This window comes from Vibrio atlanticus, from assembly GCF_024347315.1.
Classification (GTDB): Bacteria; Pseudomonadota; Gammaproteobacteria; order Enterobacterales; family Vibrionaceae; genus Vibrio; species Vibrio atlanticus.
Genome location: NZ_AP025460.1, coordinates 656,730 through 675,588, shown reverse-complemented (window position 1 = coordinate 675,588; position 18,859 = coordinate 656,730). Strand labels below are relative to the sequence as shown.

Genomic DNA, 18,859 nt, shown 5'->3' with positions numbered 1-18,859 from the left:
GACTCCATAAACTGGGCAGTGAAGCCACGTTAAGCCTTTGTAGAAAAACGGTAGCCTGCGCCGCGAACCGTTTGAATTAATTTGTCATGACCAGCAGATTCAAGTGCTTTGCGTAAACGTCGAATATGAACATCAACCGTACGATCTTCAACGTAAACGTTGGTACCCCAAACGTTATTGAGCAGTTGCTCTCGACTGTATACTCGCTCTTGGTGAGTCATAAAGAAATGCAGCATTTTGAATTCGGTTGGGCCCATATCAACTGGACCTTCACTTGCGGTAACGCGGTGAGATACAGGGTCTAATTTAAGCCCTTGAACATCTATCACATCTTCCAATGCCGTTGGTGTTACACGGCGAATAACCGCTTTCAGACGAGCGACCAACTCTTTTGGCGAAAATGGTTTGGTAATGTAGTCGTCAGCACCAACTTCTAAACCGCGAACCTTATCCTCTTCTTCACCACGAGCCGTCAGCATCACCACTGGGATGTTGCGAGTTAACTCTTCACGCTTCATGTGCTTGATAAAGTTTATCCCACTACCACCAGGTAGCATCCAATCTAGTAATACTAGATCTGGGAAAGGTTCACATAGCTTGTTTACCGCTGTATCGTAATCTTCAGCCTCTACTGCTTGGTAGCCTTTTTGTTCAAGTACAAAACACAGCATCTCACGAATAGGTGCTTCATCTTCAACGACCAGAATCCTTCTCGACATAATTGAATAGCCTTAGTATTTAATCAACGCATTGCATTATCTGGTTTAATTATGACACTTTTGTGACCTTTGAAAACAAATTTTCATATAACTGTCTCAAACATTTCACTTTTAATTTTTATTGCAGGTATAAGACAAATGGATCGAAATCTCCTATGATGAGCGTCTTCAGATAAAGGTATGAGAAATATTTATGTGGTTTAAGAATTGCCTCGTCTATCGCTTTAATCGTGATATAGACTTCAACGCAGATCAGCTAGAGAAACAACTTGAAGAGTTCCGTTTTACCCCTTGTGGTAGCCAAGACAAACAGAAGTTTGGTTGGGTAAATGCGATGGGTAGACACGGCGATATGATGACGCACGTATCAGAAAACCGCATTCTAATCTGTGCAAAGAAAGAAGAGAAAATGCTTCCAGCTTCTGTGATCAAAGATTCATTGAATGCAAAAGTAGAAACGCTTGAAGCGGAGTCTGGTACTCCTCTAAAAAAGAAAGAGAAAGACAGCCTAAAAGAAGACATCATCATCGATCTTCTTCCTCGTGCTTTCAGCCGCAGTAACTTCACTTACGCACTGATCATGCCGAAAGAAGGCTTTATTGTTGTTGATGCTAGCAGCTACAAAAAAGCAGAAGACGTACTAGCATTACTACGTAAAACAATGGGTAGCTTGCCAGTAGTGCCAGCTATTCCAGAGCAAGCGATTGAAACAACGTTAACGGAATGGGTTAAGTCAGGTGATACGCCTCAAGGCATCACTATGCTTGATGAAGCAGAGCTTAAATCAATCCAAGAAGACGGCGGTATTGTTCGAGTTAAGAAACAAGAACTAGAAGCTGATGAGATTAAGAACCACATTGAAGCCAACAAAGTTGTGACTAAGCTTCTGATCAACTGGCAAGATCGCATTGAGTTCATTCTTGCTGAAGATGGCAGCATCAAGCGTCTAAAATTCAGTGATGAACTAAAAGATGAGAACGACGATATTCCTCGTGAAGATCAAGCTGCACGTTTTGATGCAGACTTCTCTCTACTTTGTGGTGAGTTCAGTGTTTTCCTACCAAACCTATTTGAATCATTAGGCGGGTTAACTCAACCTAACGCTTAATTGTTCCGATTTGAAGCTCAGGTATCGACGATATCTGAGCTTGTTTTCTTCTCCACCCCGCCTATCAACACCTAACAACACTCTTCGCAATACCATTGTTATCTTTAGGGCTATCAACCAAACTCATTTTAGCGTAAAATTTGCGCCCCTTTGATATCACTTGGTGGTATCAACCTGACTTGAGATCAGATTAGAGAACGAAGCAATGACGACACAAAAACCATTTGTACCTGAACTATTATCACCGGCAGGAAGCCTTAAAAACATGCGTTACGCATTCGCCTACGGCGCAGATGCAGTTTACGCTGGCCAGCCACGTTACAGCCTTCGTGTTCGTAACAACGAGTTCAATCACGAAAACCTACAAATCGGTATCGATGAAGCTCATGCTCAAGGCAAAAAGTTATATGTTGTATGTAACATTCAGCCACACAACTCTAAATTAAAAACATTTATTCGCGACCTTAAGCCAGTTGTTGAGATGGGCCCAGACGCACTTATCATGTCAGACCCAGGTCTTATCATGATGGTACGTGAAGCATTCCCTGAAATGCCAATACACCTTTCAGTTCAAGCAAATGCAGTAAACTGGGCGACCGTTAAGTTCTGGTCAACTCAAGGCGTTGAGCGTGTGATCCTATCTCGTGAGCTATCTCTTGAAGAGATCGAAGAGATTCGCGAACACTGCCCAGAAACAGAGCTAGAAATCTTTGTTCACGGTGCTCTATGCATGGCTTACTCTGGTCGTTGCCTACTTTCTGGCTACATGAACAAACGCGATCCAAACCAAGGTACTTGTACTAACGCTTGTCGTTGGGAATACAAGACAGAAGCTGCGAAAGAAGACGAAAACGGTCAGATCGTTGAAGCTAACCCTACCGGCGTTGCTATTCAAGAAGTAGAAACTCAAGGTATTGAAGTTCAAGACGAGCGCCCTGACAACACATTAGGCCTTGGTAAACCAACTGATGAAGTCGTTTTACTTTCTGAATCACACAAACCTGAAGAGAAAATGGCAGCGTTTGAAGATGAGCATGGTACTTACATCATGAACTCAAAAGATCTTCGCGCAATCCAACACGTTGAGCGTTTAACTAAGATGGGCGTTCACTCTCTGAAAATCGAAGGTCGTACTAAGTCTTTCTACTACTGTGCACGTACAGCACAGGTTTACCGTAAAGCTATCGACGATGCTGTTGCAGGTAAGCCATTTGATGAGAGTCTAATGGGTACGCTAGAGAGCCTAGCTCACCGAGGCTACACTGAAGGCTTCCTACGTCGTCACACTCACGATTCATACCAAAACTACGAATACGGTTATTCTATCTCTGATACTCAACAGTTTGTTGGTGAATTCACAGGTAAACGCCGTGGCGACCTAGCTGAAGTAGAAGTGAAAAACAAATTCCTAGTTGGTGACAGCCTAGAAATGATGACACCGAAAGGTAACATTGTTTTCAAACTAGAAGTGATGGAAAACCGTAAATCTGAAGCAGTAGACGATGCGAAAGGTAACGGACACTTTGTGTTTATTCCTGTACCTGCTGATCTTGATCTAGAATTTGGTTTGTTAATGCGTAACTTGAGCGCAGGCCAAGATACACGTAACGCTTCAGGTAAATAACGGTTACTTTGGAAAGATAAATGGCTCTACTAATAACTGACAAGTGCATAAACTGCGATATGTGTGACCCAGAATGCCCAAATGGTGCAATCACTATGGGTGACAGTATCTTCGAAATCGATCCTAATTTATGTACTGAGTGTAAAGGTCACTATGAGAAGCCAACATGTCAGTCAGTATGTCCGATTACAAAATGTATCATTACTGACCCGAACCATATTGAAACTGACGACGAATTATTAGAAAAGTTTGTCATTATTCAAGGCTTGACCTAAAAGATAAAAGGTTCAACTTAATCATCAAGTTGAACCTTTTTTTAACCCGATTTCTCAATGGGATATATGTTGCAGAACATCTCTTTCTCAAATTGATATTCGAGTCGTTCACGCCAGTTTATTGATTGAGCTATCGGAACAAGATAGAAGTTTTCTCTACTGGTATCAGTCACAAATGCCATTCCATACTGCATTAATTCATAGTGAACATCATTTACGAAGCTAGGGTCTAAACGTTGTCTGCCTGTTAGCTGATTGATATCAGCTCTTGAAATAGAAATACCCGAGCTTTCAGCGTTGAACCTATGTCTTAACCATTCGGAAAATTCCTTTGCACAAATCATAGTCATAGTCTTATCCTTGAATTATCTATCGACGGGCATCAGACTCTGATTTCGCATACTGCGTATAAGCCGCATCTTTCACCCCAAAAAACACTCAATCCCTGACCAAACCTTGTCAAATTCGTCATCGTCGCCTTTGCTGATATCGTTATTGGTTTTATTTATATCAAACGATGTTCTTAATCTCGTGTTTATAAACTCTAGACAAAAGTGTGATATTTCTCCAGTTTTAGAGTCGAGAAAACCAGTGGAGTTACCACAGTAATTAACCTCGATAGATGCGATTACTTATTGGATATCAAGGCCAAACACTGACTCGGCATCACTTTAACTTTCTTTTTTTTCTTACTTTTAGCTACTTTTTTAGATGGAGGAACTGGAATGGTCTGCGGAGCCCAACTGGCAAGTTCATCTCCACAGCCATCACCTTTAGGAGGGCTTGCTTGAGCTATACAGTTTGAGCTGTCATCAGGACACTTTAAACGAACGTGGAAGTGGGAATGATGCCCCCACCAAGGCCTGATTTTTCCTAACCAAGCTCTCTCATTGGCATCAGAGATTTCTTGGTCACAAAGAGTTTGTTTAATAACAGGATGGACGAAGATACGTACCACTTTTTGATCTTTGGCTGCATAGCGAATCACTTGAAAATGGTCATCGGTCCAATTTGATTTACGCAGTTTGTAATTAGTAAGGTCGACAACGCTTATTGGCTTAGGAACAGCGAGTTCATTTTCGGAAAGTCTCTCATCAGTGAGCCTTAACCATATATCAATATCCAAGCCAGTCTGGTGGCTTGAATGACCAGATGAGAAACGTCCCCCTCTAGGTAGCGAAATATCGCCAACTAATAAGTTAGTGTTGAGTTGTTCGCTTGTAATGACACCTAACCTTTCAATAAACTGAATAGCCTCGGCATGGCCATAATAGCGCTCTCTCTGAGGTCGGATCACCTGATAACCTTGCCCATTAATTGGCAAAGCTTGCGCCCCGTCAAGACAACCATTAGCGTAACTACCTATGGATGAGGTTGAATTTCTTGTTGGGCTTTTCTCTTTTTCCCACGAGGTTGCTGATACAACAAACGAACAAAAGATAAGAGCCAATGTACAAAATAACCTCATAACAATTCCAAATAAACGATCACTGTTTTTATACTAGTCGTCATTAGGGAATTGGTGTATGTCGAGAGTGATATTTTTGGGATAGCTTGAGAGTTATCTACTGACTTTAGATATTTAAGTGAAAAAGCTTCACTATTCCTAGCGAATCTTCTCAATCTGTAGCGATATTATCGTAGTCGAAGACAAAAACTCACAGCCCTGAAACGACGAAAGCCTAGTCGTCAGACTAGGCTTTCTAATATGTGCCGGAATAGCGTGAAGTGTAGGGTCTCGATGCCTTTACAGCACTCATACAATCTACAAGCAAAACTCTTTTCTTCAAATATAAAAAAGCCCTGCTATTTCTAGCAGGGCTTCTCTAATAAGTGGCGGAGTGGACGGGACTCGAACCCGCGACCCCCGGCGTGACAGGCCGGTATTCTAACCAACTGAACTACCACTCCGCAGTGGAATACTTGTCGTCGCTGACAAGTGTTCAAATTTAAAGCCTGGCGATGTCCTACTCTCACATGGGGAAGCCCCACACTACCATCGGCGCTATTGTGTTTCACTTCTGAGTTCGGCATGGAATCAGGTGGGTCCACAATGCTATGGTCGCCAAGCAAATTTTGCTTTTACTTTCAGTTTTTAAAAACTGAAGGCAAAATAATCTGGAAAACTGCTTCTCTATTTAATAGAGCTATAAAAGTATCTCTTCAAACTCATTCAAGCGTTTGTACTTTGTTTCTGCTTTTAAAAAACGGAGACAAATAGTTTTGAGTCCACAAAACCCCTTGGGTGTTGTATGGTTAAGCCTCACGGGCAATTAGTACAGGTTAGCTCAATGCCTCGCAGCACTTACACACCCTGCCTATCAACGTCGTAGTCTACGACAACCCTTTAGGACGCTTATAGCGTCAGGGAAAACTCATCTCAAGGCTCGCTTCCCGCTTAGATGCTTTCAGCGGTTATCGATTCCGAACTTAGCTACCGGGCAATGCCATTGGCATGACAACCCGAACACCAGAGGTTCGTCCACTCCGGTCCTCTCGTACTAGGAGCAGCCCCTTTCAATTTTCCAACGCCCACGGCAGATAGGGACCGAACTGTCTCACGACGTTCTAAACCCAGCTCGCGTACCACTTTAAATGGCGAACAGCCATACCCTTGGGACCGACTTCAGCCCCAGGATGTGATGAGCCGACATCGAGGTGCCAAACACCGCCGTCGATATGAACTCTTGGGCGGTATCAGCCTGTTATCCCCGGAGTACCTTTTATCCGTTGAGCGATGGCCCTTCCATTCAGAACCACCGGATCACTATGACCTGCTTTCGCACCTGCTCGAATTGTCATTCTCGCAGTCAAGCGGGCTTATGCCATTGCACTAACCACACGATGTCCAACCGTGTTTAGCCCACCTTCGTGCTCCTCCGTTACTCTTTGGGAGGAGACCGCCCCAGTCAAACTACCCACCAGGCACTGTCCGTAATCCCGATTCAGGGACCAACGTTAGAACATCAAAACTACAAGGGTGGTATTTCAAGGACGACTCCACCACATCTAGCGACGCGGTTTCAAAGTCTCCCACCTATCCTACACATGTAGGTTCAATGTTCAGTGCCAAGCTGTAGTAAAGGTTCACGGGGTCTTTCCGTCTAGCCGCGGGTACACTGCATCTTCACAGCGATTTCAATTTCACTGAGTCTCGGGTGGAGACAGCGTGGCCATCATTACGCCATTCGTGCAGGTCGGAACTTACCCGACAAGGAATTTCGCTACCTTAGGACCGTTATAGTTACGGCCGCCGTTTACCGGGGCTTCGATCAAGAGCTTCGACCGAAGTCTAACCCCATCAATTAACCTTCCGGCACCGGGCAGGCGTCACACCGTATACGTCATCTTACGATTTTGCACAGTGCTGTGTTTTTAATAAACAGTTGCAGCCACCTGGTATCTGCGACTCTCGTCTGCTCCATCCGCAAGGGACTTCACTGATAAGAGCGTACCTTCTCCCGAAGTTACGGTACCATTTTGCCTAGTTCCTTCACCCGAGTTCTCTCAAGCGCCTTGGTATTCTCTACCCGACCACCTGTGTCGGTTTGGGGTACGATTCCTTACAATCTGAAGCTTAGAGGCTTTTCCTGGAAGCATGGCATCAATGACTTCACTACCGTAGTAGCTCGACATCGTATCTCAGCGTTAAGAAAGTCCGGATTTACCTAAACTTTCCGCCTACGTACTTGAACCTGGACAACCGTCGCCAGGCCCACCTAGCCTTCTCCGTCCCCCCATCGCAATTGTAAGAAGTACGGGAATATTAACCCGTTTCCCATCGACTACGCCTTTCGGCCTCGCCTTAGGAGTCGACTTACCCTGCCCCGATTAACGTTGGACAGGAACCCTTGGTCTTCCGGCGAGGGAGTTTTTCACTCCCTTTATCGTTACTCATGTCAGCATTCGCACTTCTGATACCTCCAGCAGCCCTTACAGACCACCTTCAACGGCTTACAGAACGCTCCCCTACCCCACATACCCTAAGGTACGTAGCCGCAGCTTCGGTGTATAGCTTAGCCCCGTTACATCTTCCGCGCAGGCCGACTCGACCAGTGAGCTATTACGCTTTCTTTAAATGATGGCTGCTTCTAAGCCAACATCCTGGCTGTCTGAGCCTTCCCACATCGTTTCCCACTTAGCTATACTTTGGGACCTTAGCTGGCGGTCTGGGTTGTTTCCCTCTCCACGACGGACGTTAGCACCCGCCGTGTGTCTCCCGGATAGTACTTACTGGTATTCGGAGTTTGCAAAGGGTTGGTAAGTCGGGATGACCCCCTAGCCTTAACAGTGCTCTACCCCCAGTAGTATTCGTCCGAGGCGCTACCTAAATAGCTTTCGGGGAGAACCAGCTATCTCCAGGTTTGATTGGCCTTTCACCCCTAGCCACAAGTCATCCGCTAATTTTTCAACATTAGTCGGTTCGGTCCTCCAGTTGATGTTACTCAACCTTCAACCTGCCCATGGCTAGATCACCTGGTTTCGGGTCTAATCCTAGCAACTGTACGCCCAGTTAAGACTCGGTTTCCCTACGGCTCCCCTAAACGGTTAACCTTGCTACTAAAATTAAGTCGCTGACCCATTATACAAAAGGTACGCAGTCACACCACGAAGGTGCTCCTACTGCTTGTACGTACACGGTTTCAGGTTCTATTTCACTCCCCTCACAGGGGTTCTTTTCGCCTTTCCCTCACGGTACTGGTTCACTATCGGTCAGTCAGTAGTATTTAGCCTTGGAGGATGGTCCCCCCATATTCAGACAGGATATCACGTGTCCCGCCCTACTCGTTTTCACTGATTATGATGTGTCGGTTACGGGGCTATCACCCTTTATTGCGAGACTTTCCAGACTCTTCACCTGCATCATTAAAAGCTTAAGGGCTAATCCAATTTCGCTCGCCGCTACTTTCGGAATCTCGGTTGATTTCTCTTCCTCGGGGTACTTAGATGTTTCAGTTCCCCCGGTTTGCCTCCTGTTGCTATGTATTCACAACAGGATACTTGCTTATGCAAGTGGGTTTCCCCATTCAGGAATCCCAGACTCAAAAGGTTATTACTACCTAATCTGGGCTTATCGCAAGTTATTACGCCTTTCATCGCCTCTGACTGCCAAGGCATCCACCGTGTACGCTTAGTCACTTAACCATACAACCCGAAAGGGTCTCTATTTGCTTTCACTTTTGAAAAGTGAAAACAAACTAGTATGGCAACTAACCAAGGTTTTTGGTTGTCATCAAGAAGGGTTAATTCTCAATGACTGTTTGCCGGACTCAATTGTGAATCAATGTAAACATTGATTCGAATACAAGACACTTGAATGTGTTTGTTGTGTTTATCTAATGAAAGATAAACATTGAGAACTTTTAAATTTGATTGAATTACTCGTAAGTAATCAATCAGTCAGCTTTCCAAATTGTTAAAGAGCTTGCTTTCGTTAGCAATAAAGCTTTCGAAACCATTTTTAAATATTTTCAGATAAAAACACTTAAAGATGGTGGAGCTATGCGGGATCGAACCGCAGACCTCCTGCGTGCAAGGCAGGCGCTCTCCCAGCTGAGCTATAGCCCCATCTTTGTTTCTAATCGATATTGGTGGGTCTGAGTGGACTCGAACCACCGACCTCCCGCTTATCAGGCGAGCGCTCTAACCAGCTGAGCTACAGACCCAATATCGTCTCTTTTACTTTCTAAACCTAATCAATCTGTGTGGACACTCATCGTAAATATCTTCGTATAAGGAGGTGATCCAGCCCCAGGTTCCCCTAGGGCTACCTTGTTACGACTTCACCCCAGTCATGAACCACAAAGTGGTGAGCGTCCTCCCCGAAAGGTTAAACTACCCACTTCTTTTGCAGCCCACTCCCATGGTGTGACGGGCGGTGTGTACAAGGCCCGGGAACGTATTCACCGTGACATTCTGATTCACGATTACTAGCGATTCCGACTTCATGGAGTCGAGTTGCAGACTCCAATCCGGACTACGACGCACTTTTTGGGATTCGCTCACTATCGCTAGCTTGCTGCCCTCTGTATGCGCCATTGTAGCACGTGTGTAGCCCTACTCGTAAGGGCCATGATGACTTGACGTCGTCCCCACCTTCCTCCGGTTTATCACCGGCAGTCTCCCTGGAGTTCCCGACATTACTCGCTGGCAAACAAGGATAAGGGTTGCGCTCGTTGCGGGACTTAACCCAACATTTCACAACACGAGCTGACGACAGCCATGCAGCACCTGTCTCAGAGCTCCCGAAGGCACACCTGCGTCTCCGCTGGCTTCTCTGGATGTCAAGAGTAGGTAAGGTTCTTCGCGTTGCATCGAATTAAACCACATGCTCCACCGCTTGTGCGGGCCCCCGTCAATTCATTTGAGTTTTAATCTTGCGACCGTACTCCCCAGGCGGTCTACTTAACGCGTTAGCTCCGAAAGCCACGGCTCAAGGCCACAACCTCCAAGTAGACATCGTTTACGGCGTGGACTACCAGGGTATCTAATCCTGTTTGCTCCCCACGCTTTCGCATCTGAGTGTCAGTGTCTGTCCAGGGGGCCGCCTTCGCCACTGGTATTCCTTCAGATCTCTACGCATTTCACCGCTACACCTGAAATTCTACCCCCCTCTACAGCACTCTAGTTCACCAGTTTCAAATGCAGTTCCGAGGTTGAGCCCCGGGCTTTCACATCTGACTTAATGAACCACCTGCATGCGCTTTACGCCCAGTAATTCCGATTAACGCTCGCACCCTCCGTATTACCGCGGCTGCTGGCACGGAGTTAGCCGGTGCTTCTTCTGTTGCTAACGTCAAGATGTGCAGCTATTAACTACACACCCTTCCTCACAACTGAAAGTACTTTACAACCCGAAGGCCTTCTTCATACACGCGGCATGGCTGCATCAGGCTTTCGCCCATTGTGCAATATTCCCCACTGCTGCCTCCCGTAGGAGTCTGGACCGTGTCTCAGTTCCAGTGTGGCTGATCATCCTCTCAGACCAGCTAGGGATCGTCGCCTTGGTGAGCCATTACCTCACCAACTAGCTAATCCCACCTAGGCATATCTTGACGCGAGAGGCCCGAAGGTCCCCCTCTTTGGCCCGTAGGCATTATGCGGTATTAGCCATCGTTTCCAATGGTTATCCCCCACATCAAGGCAATTTCCTAGGCATTACTCACCCGTCCGCCGCTCGACGCCCAACAAATCCTCCGAAGATTCAGTATTGTCGTTTCCGCTCGACTTGCATGTGTTAGGCCTGCCGCCAGCGTTCAATCTGAGCCATGATCAAACTCTTCAATTTAAGATTTTGTCGGCTCAATGAATACTGACTTCAAAACTACAAAAAGTAATTCTAAAGCTATTATCTTTCCAACAGAAAGATAATGAATTGACTGTGCCAAGCCCTAAGACTTGATTGGTCACTCAGTTCATTGAAACCAAAGTTGATTCCGAAGAATCTGTTTTACTTCTCTTAATAAAAAGGGAAGATAAAACGTTTTGATATTCATCAACGAGTGCCCACACAGATTGATAGGTTTAAATTGTTAAAGAGCTTTACTTATTGAGCGTTCCTTTTAGGAAGGAGTCTCTCTAAGTGGACGGCCATTCTAGCGAATTGGATTCCAGTGTCAAACACTTTTCCCAGCTAATTTTTCAAAGCATCTTAAATGCTTAATGTCGTCTCGTTACTTACTTCAAACCGCTTGGTTATCCCTAGCAACGGAGGCGCATTATAGAGAGAATCCCCCTTTACACAAGACCAAAAACAGAAAAAAATCGCCACAGGCGATCGTTCGGACACTATTCACTCAAAACGTTCAAAATAGGTACGATTGCGTCTTAATTTCGACTAATCGTACCTATCGTTCTTACCTTGATTATTGGTGAGCAATAATTCGGTCGTTATTCACTAATAGCTGCACTTTCTTATCCGGATTGATTTTCCCCGCAAGTATCGCTTTCGCTAATGGGTTCTCAACACTCTGCTGAATTGCTCTTTTAAGAGGCCTCGCACCATATACAGGATCAAAACCGACTTGAGAAATCAGCCTCAGTGCTTTATCCGATACTTCAAGCTCATAACCATTGTCTTCCATTCGCATTTTCAAATGATCAAGCTGAATAGCGGCAATTGACTCAATGTGCTCTTGGCCTAATGGATGGAACACCACGCTTTCATCAACTCGATTCAAAAACTCAGGTCGGAAATGTTTACCCACAACTTCCATAACCTCATTTTTAATGCCTTGGTAATCCAATGTATTAAAGTTCTCTTGAATACGAGTTGAACCTAGGTTCGATGTCATGATTACCACGGTATTTCTAAAATCGACCGTGCGACCTTGTCCGTCAGTTAATCGTCCATCATCTAAAACCTGCAATAGAATATTGAAAACATCTGGGTGAGCTTTCTCTACCTCATCAAGCAGAATGACAGAATAAGGTTTTCGACGAACAGCTTCGGTTAAGTACCCACCTTCTTCATAACCCACATAACCAGGGGGCGCACCAACTAAACGAGCGACAGAATGTTTTTCCATAAACTCAGACATATCGATACGCACCATCGCATCTTCACTATCAAACATAAAGTTCGCTAATGTTTTACACAGTTCGGTTTTACCGACACCTGTTGGCCCTAAGAACAAGAACGAACCAATCGGCTTATTCGGATCAGACAAACCAGCACGGCTACGACGAATCGCATTGGATACCACTTCGACCGCTTCCGCTTGACCGATAACCCGCTTATGAAGAACACCTTCCATTTTCAGAAGCTTCTCCTTTTCTGCTTCTAGCATTTTAGAAACAGGAATACCGGTTTGCTTTGAAAGAACATCGGCGATCTCAGCGTCGGTCACCTTATTACGTAATAAGGTCATTTCTTGCATTTCAGCTTGAGTCGCGAGATCTAACTGCTTCTCCAATTCTGGGATTCGACCATATTGCAATTCAGACATACGGTTAAGGTCACCAGCACGTCGTGCAAAATCCATATCCATTCGAGCTTGTTCTAGCTCTGATTTAATATGTTGCGTACCAGACAGCGCCGCTTTTTCAGCGTTCCAAACTTCTTCAAGCTCAGCGAAATCGCGTTCTTTCTCAGAAAGTTCGCTTTGTAACGTACGAAGCCTCTTTTCACTGGCCTCATCATTTTCATTGGTCAGAGCTTGCTGTTCGATCTTCAACTGAATGATTTTGCGTTCTAACTTATCCAATGACTCGGGCTTTGAATCTATCTGCATTCGAATACTCGAAGCCGCTTCATCAATGAGATCAATCGCCTTATCTGGTAACTGACGATCTGAAACGTATCGGTGAGATAACGTTGCCGCCGCTACGATAGCAGGATCGGTAATTTCTACATGGTGGTGAAGCTCATAACGTTCTTTCAAACCACGAAGAATCGCTACCGTGTCTTCAACAGTGGGTTCATCCACGATCACTTTTTGGAATCGACGCTCTAAAGCCGGGTCTTTCTCTATATATTGTCGGTATTCATCGAGCGTTGTTGCGCCGACACAATGCAGTTCACCACGAGCTAATGCTGGTTTCAGCATGTTACCCGCATCCATAGAGCCTTCGCCTTTACCTGCGCCGACCATAGTATGAATTTCATCGATAAAGAGAATGACATTGCCTTCTTCTTTCGATAATTCATTAAGCACTGATTTTAGACGCTCTTCGAATTCACCACGATATTTAGCACCTGCTACTAATGAGCCCATATCCAATGAAAGCACTCGTCGGCCTCTTAAGCCTTCAGGAACTTCATTATTGATAATACGCTGAGCCAAACCTTCGACAATCGCGGTTTTACCCACACCGGGTTGACCGATAATGACAGGGTTGTTCTTAGTACGACGTTGAAGGACTTGAATCGTGCGACGAATTTCATCATCACGACCAATCACAGGATCTAGCTTGCCTTGCTCAGCTCGCTCGGTCAGATCAATGGTGAACTTCTCTAAAGCTTGGCGTCTATCTTCCGCATTCGGGTCATCAACCTTTTGACCACCGCGAACTTGCTCGATAGCTTGAGATAGTTTTTGCTCAGTAAGGCCTAACTCTTTAAGTAAGTTACCTAGAGGTCCTTTGTCTTCTATTGCAGCGAGTAGGAATACTTCTGAAGATATGTAACTGTCTTGACGCTTTTGCGCGACCTTGTCACATAGGTTGAATAGCGTTCCCATTGCATTAGAGAGCTGAACATCACCACCGATACCGCTTACTTTTGGGACTCGGTCTAATATTTCGCTCAATTTAGAACGCAATTGAACAACGTCAATATTCAGCATAGTGAGCAATGGACGAATCGCACTGCCACCTTGATTAAGCAAAGACACCATTAGGTGTACAGGTTCTATATATTGGTGATCACGACCTAATGCGAGCGACTGAGCATCAGATATCGCAATTTGGAATTTACTAGTGAATCGATCGAGACGCATGCCAACCTTCCTACTCTTAGATATGTTTATCTTATGGTTAGAAGATGGATACGGTAACGCAGATTTTCAAGGGATAAGGATGAAGAATAGAGCTGATATGAAAATATAAATGAACTGGATGAGTAGTTGTGCTAGTTAGAGGTTACTCTAACCAAATAAATGTCGCCTGACGCCCAGTAATACCATCACGACGATAAGAATAGAAAGCATCCGAATCTGCATATGTACATAGATTCGAATCTGTCACCGAAGTCACGCCAACGTTCATTAGTCGTTGAGTCGCAAGTTGAGACATGTTTGCTAACCACTTGCCAGGTTCAGATTTAGCTTTAAATGCTAATTTCGCTTGAGGGTCAAAACGAACAAAAGCGTCCAACACATCGTTGCCCACCTCAAACGCATCTTTACCAATAGCAGGACCAAGCCAAGCAATTATCTGGTTATCTGAATCTAGGTTTGAAAACTTTGCGACGGCATTTTCAAGAATGCCACCAGCAAGACCACGCCAACCCGCATGAACGGCAGCAACTTGAGTGCCTTTGGTATCGGTAAGGATGACCGGTAAGCAATCGGCTGTCATCGCAGAACACACAACACCCTTTGCAGTGGTAAATGCACCATCCGCATCAAGCACATTCGCCACAGGTTCTAAAACCGTAACGACATCCGTTGAGTGAGTTTGATTTAGCCATACCGGAGCCGTGGGCATCTTAGATTGTTGCTTTAGCCATGTTCGATTACTTTCAACAAGTAAAGCATCATCCCCAACATGCATACCAAGGTTTAATCCTTGATAAGCACCTGTAGAACAACCATCAAAACGAGTCGAAGCAAATGCTTTCACGTTTTTTGGTGCATTCCAGTCAGGGATGATCATTGACACGATTAAATGTCGTCTTCTATGTTTTCGCGAGCATCAACACGCAACGCTTCAGCCATCACAACCATGTCATTTGGCACAGGTGCGTGGAACTCTACTTCTTCACCAGTAATCGGGTGAACAAACTTCAGCATAACCGCGTGTAACGCTTGGCGATCAAAAGAACGAATCATTGTCGTTAGCTCTTCAGATGCACCTTTTGGAATACGAGCACGACCACCGTACGCAATATCACCTAACAGCGGGTGCTGAAGGTATGACATGTGAACACGGATTTGGTGAGTACGACCCGTTTCTAGGCGCAGACGAATACGAGTATGTTCGCGGAAGTGCTCAGCAACACGGTAGTGAGTTACCGCAGGCTTACCCAATTCATTAACGTCCATTAACGTACGCTTAGTTGCATGACGGCTAATGCCTTTCTCAACCACACCACCAGCGGTCATTTTACCAATAGCAATTGCTTCATATTCACGAGTAATACGACGTTTAGCAAGAGCTCGTACAAGGCGAGTTTGAGCTGGAACCGTTTTAGCCACAACCATAAGACCAGTTGTGTCTTTATCCAGACGGTGCACAATACCCGCACGAGGTACTTCAGCAATCTGAGGGTAATGGAAAAGCAATGCGTTTAGTATGGTTCCATCCGGCGTACCTGCACCTGGGTGTACAACCAGATCGCGAGGTTTATTGATAACCAATAAATCATCATCTTCATAGACAATGTCTAACGGAATATCTTGTGCTTCCCAGCGCTCTTCATCCGCAAGCTCTGCTTGTAAGATGATCGCTTCACCGCCCAAAACTATGGTGCGCGGTTTAGTGATAACTTCGCCATCCACTTGGATTTTGCCGTCAAGAAGCCACTCTTTAATACGAGAGCGAGAAAAATCGGTAAATAGTTCAGCGACAGCTTGGTCTAAACGTTGACCTAACTGGCTGCTTTTTACTGTGTCTGTTAATGTTATCTGCTGAGCCATATCGAACTTTTTTAAAAACCGTGAGACTAATACCCATTAGTATGGATAAAATAGAATAATTGCATCATTGTATCTGTTACTGGTTAGAAAGTAACGGAAGCTTACGAAATATTTAATTCAAGGAATCGACGCCTGACATGAAACACCTTACTTTAACGGGTCTATTAGCCGTATCACTCTTAGTTGGTTGTTCAAGTAGTGAAGAAATAGTACCGGATGTACCGCCATCGGTTCTTTACTCTGACGCCCAAGAATCACTGCAGAGTGGTAGCTGGCTTTCTGTAATCGAAAAGCTAGAAGCCTTAGACTCACGTTACCCATTCGGCGCCTATTCTGAACAAGTACAACTGGATCTGATTTACGCTTACTACAAAAATGATGACTTGGCGCTTGGCCTTGCGACTATTTCGCGATTCCTACGTTTAAACCCAACTCATGAGAAACAAGATTGGGTTCTTTACATGCGCGGTTTAACGCATATGGCACAAGACCGAAACTTCATGCATGATATTTTTAATATCGATCGTAGCGACCGAGATCCAGAGCCAGTGAAACTTGCATTTGCTGATTTCAAACGACTGTTAGAACGTTTCCCTGCAAGCCCATACGCTGAAGATGCACAAAAACGCATGTTCGCACTGAAAAACCGCCTCGCGGAGTATGACTTAGCAACCGCTGATTTCTACCTGCGTCGTGAAGCTTGGATTGCAGCTATAAACAGAACACAAGAGTTGCAGAAGACTTACCCTGACACCATTGCTGCACGTAAGTCTTTAGACATTCAATTAGAAGCTTATGAACAACTAGGCTTAGAAGACGCAGTGTTACGAACAGAAAAGTTAATCGAGCTCAATCCACTGCCTTAGTCAGCGAATCACGCTCGTCGTTAACTAAAACAATCACTTCAAAATCGCGCTAATTTGTTAGCGCGATTTTTTTGAACTTCGTCTGGTAAACTTGATGAATGGGAACATAAGCAGTATCTTCAATAGATAACTTTTAACAAAACATCAACATGGAGTGTGGATGTGAGCAGGATGTTATTATTTATCTGGATCGGGTTATTTAGCCAACTTTCCAACGCATTAGAACTGTCCCCATTGAGCAATCAACCTTACATGGGAGACTTAGATGTACTCAAAACAAAAGGAACAGTGAGAGTATTGGTTTCGGCTGATCTGGGCTTTTACTACATAGAAGATGGCAAGCCAAAAGGTATTGTGGCAGAAATGCTCTACCACTTTGAGAAAAGTCTTCGTAAGAAGCACCCCTACCTCAACGTTCAAATCATCCCCGTGCAACGAGATGATCTACTCCCCTCGTTAGAATCTGGTTACGGTGATGTCGCTGTCGCCAACCTAACGATCACCGACAAGCGATTAAGTGTCATCGATTTTTCCGATCCAATGATCAAAGATGGGAAAGAACTGATTATCACCGGAAAAAATTCTCCCCCTATCACCGAAATCAAACAATTGAGTGGTCAAGAGGTCTGGATCCGAGCTAGCTCGAGTTACTTCGAGAGTGTTCAAAGAGTCAACAAAGAGCTTAACGCACTAGGTTTACCACCACTGCATGTCCACTTTATCGAAGAATCATTGCAAGACTACGAACTGATAGAACTGGTTAATCAGGGTTATATACAAGGTACAGTTCTAGATAGCCACAAAGCTAAGCTCTGGCTCGATGTTATGGAAAACATTCAGGTACACACTGAGTTGCCGCTGCGTGAAAATGGTCAAATTGCTTGGGCACTGAGAAAAGACAGCCCTCAGCTAAAGAAAGAGATCAACAAATACGTAAAGACCGCACGAACAGGAACTCTACTTGGGAACGTTATCTATAATAAATACATCGACAACACTCGTTGGTTAGGACGAGCACTCAACCCAAATAAAGTAGACCGAGTGGCAAAACTGGCAGATGTCTTTGAAAAATATTCGAATGAATACGAATTCGACCCTTTGATGATGTCAGCTCAAGGTTTCCAAGAGTCTGGACTTGATCAAAGCAGGGTTTCTCACCGCGGCGCCATCGGTGTAATGCAGGTGTTGCCAAGTACCGCCAAAGACAAAAACGTCAATATAAAAAACATACATAAGGTGGATAACAACATCCATGCTGGTGTGAAATATATGCGCTTTATCAAAGACCGATATTTTGACGATCCAGCGATATCGCCTGACAATCAAATCTACTTCACTTTAGCTTCTTACAATGCAGGCCCCGCTAAGATAAGAAAGATGCGGTACATTGCTAAAAAGAAGGGTTATAACCCAAATATCTGGTTTAAAAACGTGGAAATCATCACTCGTAAGTACGTGAGTAAAGAACCCGTAACCTATGTCGCCAACATCAATCGTTACTTCGTCATTTACAAACAATTGCAAGCAATCAATGCCATCCGAGAGGACGGTACAGCGAGATTACTGAACACTAACGATTAACTTCCCCCTCAACATCAGAGCTTGAGGAACAAAGGTGTTAGATAAGGTTAAAAACATAAAAGCCGCACAAGAAAACTTATGCGGCTTTTGTTTATCTAATTCTGAAGAAGCTTACGTAGAGAGCTACATAATGATACCTATATCACAAAACACTATTGAGTAAATTTCAATCAAGCACTTTCTATAGGCTGTAGTCCGCCCCTAAAAACTGGTTTAATTTTTAGCGAAGCCTTGTCTCCAACTTATCGTTTTTCATAGGGATAACAAGTATTTTTCGACAAAAAGATATCAAGACTTGCGTGAGATCACATTTGATTTTAATGCTTATCCCACCCAACCAAAACAAGATCTAGATCACATTCTTTATTCCTAAAAGTCGTAATCTGA

The 18,859-nt window shown here is 44.5% G+C and carries 11 protein-coding genes, 3 tRNA genes and 3 rRNA genes; 5 read left to right on the top strand and 12 right to left on the bottom strand.

The window, feature by feature from the left end; genetic code table 11:
- Positions 1–29 precede the first annotated feature (29 nt).
- Complete coding sequence (phoB, locus tag OCV30_RS03130; protein ID WP_004735064.1) at positions 30–719, bottom strand: phosphate regulon transcriptional regulator PhoB; 690 nt, start codon at positions 717–719, stop codon at positions 30–32.
- A gap of 193 nt (positions 720–912) precedes the next feature.
- Between phoB and rdgC the strand changes: the two genes are divergently transcribed.
- The 3 genes from rdgC (at position 913) to OCV30_RS03115 (ending at position 3,726) form a co-directional block, all read left to right on the top strand.
- On the top strand, positions 913–1,827 hold the full coding sequence (rdgC, locus tag OCV30_RS03125; RefSeq protein WP_004735063.1) for a recombination-associated protein RdgC: 915 nt from the start codon (positions 913–915) through the stop codon (positions 1,825–1,827).
- A 205-nt stretch (positions 1,828–2,032) separates the two neighbouring features.
- Positions 2,033–3,451, top strand: a complete 1,419-nt coding sequence (gene trhP / locus OCV30_RS03120) for a prephenate-dependent tRNA uridine(34) hydroxylase TrhP (RefSeq protein ID WP_065678437.1) — start codon at positions 2,033–2,035, stop codon at positions 3,449–3,451.
- Between the two features lie 20 nt (positions 3,452–3,471).
- Complete coding sequence (locus OCV30_RS03115; RefSeq protein ID WP_065678436.1) at positions 3,472–3,726, top strand: YfhL family 4Fe-4S dicluster ferredoxin; 255 nt, start codon at positions 3,472–3,474, stop codon at positions 3,724–3,726.
- 41 nt (positions 3,727–3,767) lie between these two features.
- Here the strand turns inward: OCV30_RS03115 and OCV30_RS03110 are convergent, their stop codons facing one another.
- The 11 genes from OCV30_RS03110 to rluD all read right to left on the bottom strand — a co-directional run bounded on the left by OCV30_RS03110 (position 3,768) and on the right by rluD (position 16,025).
- Entirely contained in the window at positions 3,768–4,076 is a 309-nt protein-coding gene (locus OCV30_RS03110; protein WP_009848260.1) for a hypothetical protein, read from the bottom strand.
- Positions 4,077–4,354: 278 nt separating this feature from the next.
- Positions 4,355–5,194 (bottom strand): penicillin-insensitive murein endopeptidase, encoded by an 840-nt coding sequence (gene mepA / locus OCV30_RS03105; protein ID WP_065678435.1) that lies wholly within the window; start codon positions 5,192–5,194, stop codon positions 4,355–4,357.
- A gap of 366 nt (positions 5,195–5,560) precedes the next feature.
- A tRNA-Asp gene (locus OCV30_RS03100) sits at positions 5,561–5,637 on the bottom strand.
- A gap of 43 nt (positions 5,638–5,680) precedes the next feature.
- Positions 5,681–5,796: ribosomal RNA gene (rrf, locus tag OCV30_RS03095) — 5S ribosomal RNA — on the bottom strand.
- Positions 5,797–5,978: 182 nt separating this feature from the next.
- Positions 5,979–8,871, bottom strand: a 23S ribosomal RNA gene (locus tag OCV30_RS03090).
- Positions 8,872–9,218: 347 nt separating this feature from the next.
- Positions 9,219–9,294: transfer RNA gene (locus OCV30_RS03085), tRNA-Ala, on the bottom strand.
- A 21-nt stretch (positions 9,295–9,315) separates the two neighbouring features.
- Positions 9,316–9,392 (bottom strand) — tRNA-Ile (locus OCV30_RS03080).
- Positions 9,393–9,459: 67 nt separating this feature from the next.
- A 16S ribosomal RNA gene (locus tag OCV30_RS03075) occupies positions 9,460–11,014 on the bottom strand.
- Together the 16S, 23S and 5S rRNA genes with 3 tRNA genes alongside form the textbook arrangement of a ribosomal RNA operon.
- Positions 11,015–11,591: 577 nt before the next feature.
- Entirely contained in the window at positions 11,592–14,165 is a 2,574-nt protein-coding gene (gene clpB, locus OCV30_RS03070) for an ATP-dependent chaperone ClpB (RefSeq protein ID WP_065680288.1), read from the bottom strand.
- 142 nt (positions 14,166–14,307) lie between these two features.
- Positions 14,308–15,042 (bottom strand): peptidoglycan editing factor PgeF, encoded by a 735-nt coding sequence (gene pgeF, locus OCV30_RS03065; RefSeq protein WP_065680289.1) that lies wholly within the window; start codon positions 15,040–15,042, stop codon positions 14,308–14,310.
- 8 nt (positions 15,043–15,050) lie between these two features.
- Entirely contained in the window at positions 15,051–16,025 is a 975-nt protein-coding gene (gene rluD, locus OCV30_RS03060) for a 23S rRNA pseudouridine(1911/1915/1917) synthase RluD (protein WP_009848467.1), read from the bottom strand.
- 137 nt (positions 16,026–16,162) lie between these two features.
- Here rluD and OCV30_RS03055 point away from each other — a divergent pair, with 137 nt between their 5' ends.
- Positions 16,163–16,891, top strand: a complete 729-nt coding sequence (locus OCV30_RS03055) for an outer membrane protein assembly factor BamD (RefSeq protein ID WP_065680290.1) — start codon at positions 16,163–16,165, stop codon at positions 16,889–16,891.
- Between the two features lie 156 nt (positions 16,892–17,047).
- A complete protein-coding gene (locus OCV30_RS03050) occupies positions 17,048–18,472 on the top strand; it encodes an MltF family protein (protein WP_338115250.1) in 1,425 nt (474 codons plus the stop codon).
- Positions 18,473–18,859: the final 387 nt, after the last annotated feature.